This window comes from Streptomyces sp. SID14478 (assembly GCF_010548525.1).
GTDB lineage: Bacteria > Actinomycetota > Actinomycetes > Streptomycetales > Streptomycetaceae > Streptomyces.
This window is the reverse complement of sequence record NZ_JAAGMG010001029.1, coordinates 1-8,000: the sequence shown is the minus strand read 5'-3', so window position 1 is coordinate 8,000 and position 8,000 is coordinate 1. Positions and strand designations below refer to the sequence as shown.

General features: G+C 72.3%; 5 protein-coding genes. 2 read left to right on the top strand and 3 right to left on the bottom strand.

The features are described from left to right. Window positions 1–69 precede the first annotated feature (69 nt). The 3 genes from G3I40_RS32990 to G3I40_RS32980 form a co-directional block, all read right to left on the bottom strand. Window positions 70–729 (bottom strand): hypothetical protein, encoded by a 660-nt coding sequence (locus G3I40_RS32990; protein ID WP_164306284.1) that lies wholly within the window; start codon window positions 727–729, stop codon window positions 70–72. A 123-nt stretch (window positions 730–852) separates the two neighbouring features. After that, window positions 853–1,320 carry a hotdog fold thioesterase gene (locus G3I40_RS32985; RefSeq protein ID WP_164306283.1) on the bottom strand — a complete coding sequence of 156 codons (468 nt, stop codon included), beginning with the start codon at window positions 1,318–1,320 and terminating at the stop codon, window positions 853–855. A gap of 55 nt (window positions 1,321–1,375) precedes the next feature. Then, entirely contained in the window at window positions 1,376–3,655 is a 2,280-nt protein-coding gene (locus G3I40_RS32980) for an FdhF/YdeP family oxidoreductase (RefSeq protein ID WP_164306282.1), read from the bottom strand. A 260-nt stretch (window positions 3,656–3,915) separates the two neighbouring features. Between G3I40_RS32980 and polA the strand changes: the two genes are divergently transcribed. Both polA and G3I40_RS32970 read left to right on the top strand, forming a co-directional pair. Next, window positions 3,916–6,585 (top strand): DNA polymerase I, encoded by a 2,670-nt coding sequence (polA, locus tag G3I40_RS32975; protein WP_164306285.1) that lies wholly within the window; start codon window positions 3,916–3,918, stop codon window positions 6,583–6,585. A gap of 266 nt (window positions 6,586–6,851) precedes the next feature. After that, a complete protein-coding gene (locus G3I40_RS32970) occupies window positions 6,852–7,823 on the top strand; it encodes a serine hydrolase (RefSeq protein WP_164306281.1) in 972 nt (323 codons plus the stop codon). Window positions 7,824–8,000: the final 177 nt, after the last annotated feature.

Here is an 8,000-nt window from a genome sequence, read left to right as displayed (position 1 = left end):
GGCGCGGGCGCCCGCGCGGCGCGGTGAGACTCGCATTTCTTCATTGCGACAGAGGTAACTGAGTGTTACTTACATGTGAGATCGTTCCGGGCCTGCGCGGGGGTCGACGACCGGCGTCTCCGGTTCGTCGGACGGCAGGGCGGGGCCGCAGTTGGCGCCGAGGAACTCCCACACGTCGCGCGCGAAGGGACCGTCGAAGGGGTAGCCGTGCTGCTGCCGTCCGCGCCCGTTGTGCAGGACCAGGTCGAGCCGGGGCAGGTCGATGCCGTGCGGCAGGCCCGTGCAGGCGTACACGGCGAGCCACACGGTGAGCGTCGCGGGCTGCCCCGGCCTCACTGTCAGTGGCAGTGACGGTGTGGTGGACACACCCAATTCGGGCAGCCATGAGTCCAGTTGACGAAGGGTCACGGGGTCGCCCGAGCGGACCGTCACGGTGAAGCGGAACGCCCCGTTGTCCGGGGCGGGCCCGTCGTAGTGCACCGTCGTGACCTGCGCGGGCCAGGGTGTGGGCGCCGGGTCGGCCGGGCCGGCGCGCAGGACGAACAGCACGGCGAGAGCGGCCGCGCAGGCGGCGAGCAGCAGGGTGATGCGGCGGCCCCGCGGGGGCAGTGCCGCCCAACGCTCCGACAGGCGTGCGGGGTGGGAGACGAGAGTGGTCGGGGGAGCGAGGGGGTCACCACGGGGGCCGTGCGGTTCTTCGTACGGCTCGACGGGCCCGATGCCGGTCATGTCCGGACGGTAAGCCGGAGGGCGGGGCTCCGCCAATGCCGGTGCGCACGAGGGCAGTTCGGCTGGGAAAGCGCGCGGGCCGCCCCTGGGATCAGGAGCGGCCCGGGTGCGAAACGGTGTCCGTCACGGCTGCTGCGGCGGGGCTTCCTTCAGCAGGCAGGTCAGGCGGGCCGTGCAGATCCTGCGGTCCCGCTCGTCGGTGATGACGATCTCGTACGTCGCCGTGGAGCGGCCGCGGTGCACCGGGGTGGCCACGCCGGTGACCAGGCCGGAGCGGGCGCTGCGGTGGTGGGTGCAGTTCAGGTCGACGCCCACGGCGAGCCGGCCGATGCCGCCGTGCAGCATGGCGCCGACCGAGCCGAGGGTCTCGGCGAGGACGGCGGAGGCGCCGCCGTGCAGCAGACCGTACGGCTGGGTGTTGCCCTCGACGGGCATCGTGCCGACGACGCGGTCCGCGGCGGCTTCCTTGATCTCGACGCCCATCCGGGTACCGAGGTGCCCGGCGGAGAACAGGGCGGGCAGGTCGACGCCGAGCGCCGCGTACTCGTCGATGACCTCTTGCGGGAACTTCACGTGGTGCTGCTCGCCCATGGGGCCCGGCTCCGTCCGTCGTGCGCTGCCTGGTGTCGGGTGACTGAGCGGGTGCTCAGCCGGTCGTCGATTGTTCCAGCCGGACGACGACGGACTTGCTGGCGGGGGTGTTGCTGGTGTCCGCCGTGGCGTCCAGCGGCACCAGCACGTTCGTCTCCGGGTAGTAGGCGGCCGCGCAGCCGCGGGCCGTCGGGTAGTGCACGACGCGGAAGCCGGGCGCCCGCCGCTCGACCCCGTCGTTCCACTCGCTGACGAGGTCCACGTAACTGCCCTCGGCGAGGGAGAGGTCGCGCGCGTCCCCGGCGTTGACCAGCACGACCCGGCGGCCGTTCTTGATGCCGCGGTAGCGGTCGTCGAGGCCGTAGATCGTGGTGTTGTACTGGTCGTGCGAGCGCAGCGTCTGCAGCAGCAGGCGGCCCTCGGGCAGCCGCGGGTACTCGACGGGCGCGGCCGTGAAGTTGGCCTTGCCGGTGGCGGTGGCGAAGCGGCGCTCGTCGCGCGGGCCGTGCGGCAGCGCGAAGCCGTTCGGACCGGCCACGCGCGCGTTGAAGTCCTCGAAGCCGGGGATGACGCGGGCGACACGGTCGCGGATCGTCGCGTAGTCCTTCTCGAACTCCTCCCAGGGCGTGGAGGACGCGGAGCCGAGGACGCGGCGGGCGAGGCGGGCCACGATGGCGGGCTCCGACAGCAGGTGGGTGCTCGCCGGCTCCAGGCGGCCGCGCGAGGCGTGCACCATGCCCATGGAGTCCTCGACGGTCACGAACTGCTCGCCGCTGCCCTGGAGGTCGCGCTCGGTGCGGCCGAGCGTGGGCAGGATGAGGGCGCGGGCGCCGGTCACGGTGTGCGAGCGGTTCAGCTTCGTGGAGACGTGCACGGTCAGTGCGGCGCGGCGCATGGCCGCCTCGGTGACGTCCGTGTCGGGCGAGGCCGCCACGAAGTTGCCGCCCATGGCGAAGAAGACCTTGGCCTCGCCGTCGCGCAGTGCGCGGATGGCGCGTACGACGTCGAAGCCGTGCTCGCGCGGCGGCGCGAAGCCGAACTCCTTCTCCAGGGCGTCCAGGAACGCGGGGGCGGGGCGCTCGAAGATGCCCATGGTGCGGTCGCCCTGCACGTTCGAGTGGCCGCGCACGGGGCACACGCCGGCGCCCGGGCGGCCGATGTTGCCGCGCAGCAGGAGGAAGTTGACCACTTCGCGGATCGTCGGCACGGAGTGCTTGTGCTGTGTCAGGCCCATCGCCCAGCACACGACGGTGCGCTTCGAGGCGAGCACCATCTCCAGGGCGCGCTCGATGTCCGCGCGGGACAGGCCGGTCGCCGTGAGGGTCTCGTCCCAGTCGGCGGCGCGGGCGGCCGCCGCGAACTCCTCGTAGCCGTGGGTGTGTTCGGCGATGAAGGCGTCGTCGGTGGCGCCTTCGGTGTCGAGGATCAGCTTGTTCAGGAGGCGGAAGAGGGCCTGGTCCCCGCCGAGCCGGATCTGCAGGAACAGGTCGGTCAGCGAGGCGCCCTTGGTGAGGCCCTTCGGGGTCTGCGGGTTCTTGAACTTCTCCAGCCCCGCCTCCGGCAGCGGGTTCACGGAGATGATCCGCGCGCCGCCCGCCTTCGCCTTCTCCAGGGCCGAGAGCATGCGCGGGTGGTTCGTGCCCGGGTTCTGCCCGGCGACGATGATCAGGTCCGCCTTGTAGAGGTCCTCCAGCAGGACGCTGCCCTTGCCGACGCCGATGGTCTCGGTGAGCGCGGAGCCGGACGACTCGTGGCACATGTTCGAGCAGTCGGGCAGGTTGTTCGTGCCGTACTCGCGGGCGAAGAGCTGGTAGAGGAACGCCGCCTCGTTGCTCGTACGCCCCGACGTGTAGAAGACCGCCTCGTCGGGGGAGGCGAGCGCGGCGAGCTCGTCGCCGACGATGTCGAAGGCCCGCTCCCACGTCACCGGCTCGTAGCGGTCCGCGCCCTCGGCCAGGTACATGGGGTGGGTGAGGCGGCCCTGCTGGCCCAGCCAGTACCCGGAGCGCGTCGCGAGGTCGGCGACGGGGTGCGCGGCGAAGAACTCCGGCGTCACCCGGCGCAGGGTGGCCTCCTCGGCGACCGCCTTCGCCCCGTTCTCGCAGAACTCCGCCGCGTGCCGGTGCTCCGGCTCGGGCCAGGCGCAGCCCGGGCAGTCGAAGCCGTCCTTCTGGTTGACGCGCAGCAGCGTCAGGGCGGTGCGCTTCACGCCCATCTGCTCGCGCGCCATCTTGAGGGAGTGCTTCACGGCGGGGAGGCCCGCGGCATGGTGCTGAGGCGCCGCGACCTGCGGCGCGTCCTGGACCGGGTCCGAGGCGGGCGGTTTGCTGGCCATGGCGTGCTCCCCTTCGAGCTGATCTTTCGAGCTGGTCCCGCGCGGCGCTGCGGTGGTGGCGAAGCGGCGCCGTGCACCGCGCCGGGGCACCCCTTCGATCCTCGCACGGACGGCTGACAGAGCCCCCGCCCGGTCCGGCATGGACCGCGCTGTCAGTGGGGCGTGGCAGGATCGGGGACGTGGCAGAGAAAGCAGCAAAGACGGCGAAGACAACCGCGACGAAGGCGACGGGCACCAAAGCAGGTGGACGCCCCCGGCTGATGCTCATGGACGGGCACTCGCTGGCGTACCGGGCGTTCTTCGCGCTGCCCGCGGAGAACTTCACGACGGCGACGGGCCAGCCGACGAACGCGATCTACGGATTCGCCTCGATGCTGGCGAACACGCTGCGCGACGAGGCGCCCACGCACTTCGCGGTGGCGTTCGACGTGTCGCGCAAGACGTGGCGCTCCGAGGAGTTCACCGAGTACAAGGCGAACCGGTCGAAGACCCCGGACGAGTTCAAGGGGCAGGTCGAGCTGATCGGGGAGCTGCTCGACGCGATGCACACCCCGCGCTTCGCCGTCGACGGCTTCGAGGCCGACGACGTCATCGCCACGCTCGCCACCCAGGCCGAGGCCGAGGGCTTCGACGTCCTCATCGTCACCGGCGACCGGGACTCCTTCCAGCTGGTCTCGGACCACGTGACGGTGCTGTACCCCACCAAGGGCGTCTCCGAGCTCACACGCTTCACGCCCGAGAAGGTCGAGGAGAAGTACGGCCTGACCCCGGCCCAGTACCCGGACTTCGCGGCGCTGCGCGGCGACCCCTCGGACAACCTTCCGGGCATCCCCGGCGTCGGCGAGAAGACCGCCGCGAAGTGGATCAACCAGTTCGGTTCGTTCGCCGAGCTGGTCGAGCGCGCCGAGGAGGTCAAGGGCAAGGCGGGCGCGAACCTGCGCGAGCACCTGGACGCCGTCAAGCTCAACCGCCGGCTCACCGAGATGGTCCGCGACGTCGAGCTGCCCAAGACGGTCGGCGACCTGGAGCGAGAGGCGTACGACCGTACGGCGATCGCGATGATCCTGGACACCCTGGAGATCCGTAACCCGTCGCTGCGCGAGCGCCTGTTCGCCGTCGACCCGGGCGCAGCCGAGGCCGAGGAGGCGCCGCCCGAGCCGGGCGTCGAGCTGGACGGAAAGGTGCTCGCCACCGGCGAGTTGGCGCCGTGGCTGGCCGAGCACGGCAAGGCCGTCCTCGGCATGGCGAGCGTCGACTCCTGGTCGCTGGGCACCGGCTCGGTCACCGAGGTCGCCCTCGCCGCCGCCGGGGGAGAGGCCGCCTGGTTCGACCCGTCGACGCTCGACGAGGCCGACGAGAAGGCCTTCGCGACATGGCTCGCCGACGCCGGCAAGCCGAAGGTGCTGCACAACGCCAAGGGCGTCATGCGGGTCTTCGCCGAGCACGGCTGGAGCGTCGCGGGCATCACCATGGACACGGCGCTCGCCGCGTACCTGGTCAAGCCCGGCCGCCGCTCCTTCGCGCTCGACGCGCTGCTGCTGGAGTACCTGGGCCGCGAGCTCGCCCCGGCCTCCGCCGCCGACGGGCAGCTCGCGTTCGGTTCGGAGGAGGACGAGCAGGCCGAGGCCGACGCCCTCATGGTGCAGGCCCGCGCCATCCTCGACCTGGGCGAGGTGTTCGGCGAGCGCCTCAAGGAGGTCGGCGCCGCCGAGCTGCTCACCGACATCGAGCTGCCCACCTCCGTGCTCCTCGCCCGCCTGGAGCGGTACGGCATCGCCGCCGACCGCGCCCACCTGGAGGCGATGGAGCAGATGTTCGCGGGCGCCGTCCAGCAGGCGGTGAAGGAGGCCCACGCCTCCGTGGGCCACGAGTTCAACCTCGGCTCCCCCAAGCAGCTCCAGGAAGTCTTCTTCGGCGAGCTCGACCTGCCGAAGACGAAGAAGACGAAGACGGGCTACACGACGGACGCGGACGCGCTGGCCTGGCTGGCCACGCAGACCGACCACGAGCTGCCCGTGATCATGCTGCGCCACCGCGAGCAGGCCAAGCTCCGCGTCACCGTCGAGGGCCTGATCAAGACGATCGCCGCGGACGGCCGCATCCACACCACGTTCAACCAGACGGTCGCCGCGACGGGCCGCCTGTCCTCGACCGACCCGAACCTGCAGAACATTCCGGTGCGCACCGACGAGGGCCGCGCCATCCGCCGGGGGTTCGTGGTGGGCGAGGGCTTCGAGTCCCTCATGACGGCCGACTACAGCCAGATCGAGCTGCGCGTCATGGCGCACCTGTCCGAGGACGAGGGACTCCTGGAGGCGTTCACCTCCGGCGAGGACCTGCACACCACGGTCGCCTCCCAGGTGTTCGGGGTCTCCCGGGACGCGGTCGACGCGGAGATGCGCCGCAAGATCAAGGCGATGTCGTACGGGCTCGCGTACGGCCTGTCCGCGTTCGGCCTCTCCGGCCAGCTGAACATCGACCCGGGCGAGGCGCGCGGCCTGATGGACACGTACTTCGAGCGCTTCGGCGGCGTGCGGGACTACCTGCGCCGGGCCGTCGACGAGGCGCGGGCCACCGGCTACACGGAGACGATGCTGGGCCGCCGCCGCTACCTTCCCGACCTGAACTCGGACAACAGGCAGCGCCGCGAGATGGCCGAGCGCATGGCGCTCAACGCGCCGATCCAGGGCACCGCCGCCGACATCGTCAAGATCGCGATGCTGAACGTCGACAAGGCGCTCACCGAGGCGAAGCTCACGTCCCGGATGCTGCTCCAGGTCCACGACGAAATCGTCCTGGAGATCGCGCCCGGCGAGGCCGCGGCCGCGGAGGAGCTGGTGCGGCGCGAGATGTCCGCGGCGGTCTCCCTGCGGGCGCCGCTGGACGTCTCGGTGGGGCTGGGGACGGACTGGGAGTCCGCCGCGCACTAGCCTGCGGCGGGCGGTACGTGGGGCGGGGCGGCACCGGGAGGTGCCGCCCCGCTTTTCGTGCGCGGCTGCCGGGTGCGGCTTCGTCGTGGTTGCGCGTGCGGTTCCCCGCGGCCTTGCAGACGCGCGCTGCGTGCGTCGCCCCCTCGCCGCCGTTCCTCCAGGAGCGGGAGAAGCCGCGCCGGGCCGCGACCGGCGGAGCCTCGCCGCGGCACCCGTTCAGGCCCCTCTACCGTGCCCCGCAGGGACCCGGCGCTCACGATGGGCCAATGCCGCACAGACCCCGCCGCATCCGCACCGCCACCCTCGCCGCCGCCGTGAGCGGCGCCGTACTGCTCGGCGCCGCTCACGGTGCGAGCGCCGCGGAACGGAACCCCACCTGTCGCGCCCCCAAGAACCCCGCCCTCGCGAAACAGCTGACCCGGGACCTGCGGGCCGCTCTCGCCGGGCGCAGCGGCACCGTCTCGTTCGCCCTGTACGACGACCGCACCAAGGCCGGCTGCACCCTCGCCGCGGGCGACCGCTACGACGCGGCGTCGATCGTCAAGGTCCTGATCATGGAGGCCACGCTGCACCGCGCCGAGCAGGGGCACCGCCCCCTGACCGCCAGGGAGCGCAGCAACATCCGCCCCATGATCCGCAGTTCGGACAACACGGCCGCGAGCCGCCTGTGGAACGACGTCGGCCGGACCCGTCTCACCGCGACCCTGCGCCGGGCCGGCGCCACCCGCACCGGCCTCGGCGCGTACGGCTACTGGGGCCTGACCCGCACCACGGCCGCCGACCAGCTGCGGCTGCTCGGCGTGCTCACGAACCCCCGCTCGTTCCTCAAGTCCCGCGCCTACAGCCTGAAGCTGATGAGCGAGGTCAGGAAGGACCAGCGGTGGGGGGTGAGCGCCGGTGTGCCGCGCGGCCTGCGCGTCCACCTGAAGAACGGCTGGCTGCCGCGTGCCACGCACGGCTGGCGCGTCCACAGCATCGGTGCGTTCACCGGCAGCGGCCGCACCTACCGCCTCGCCGTCCTCTCCCACGACAACCCGTCGATGGCGTACGGGGTACGCACCGTCGAGCGCGTCGCCCAGGCGGTCCACCGGGCCCTCAACAAGGGGCGTGCCGTCGCCCGCGGCTTCACCCCCGCCGAGGAGATCAGCGAGATCCCGGACGGCTCGGTGCCGCCCTCCGCTCCCGAACTCCCGGACCCGTACGGCCCGTCGGCCCTGCCGCCCGTCGCAGCGCCCTGACCGTCGCCGCGTACAGGACGAGGCCGAGCGCGAGCCCCGCGCCCGCCCCGAAGCACACCGCGGGGACGACCTCCCAGGCCTGCCAGTCCAGCCCGGCCGAGTCCACGTACGCGAGCCAGCGCGCCACCCGCACCGTGCCGCACACGCCCGCGCACCCGCCGATCAGCGCGAGCGCCA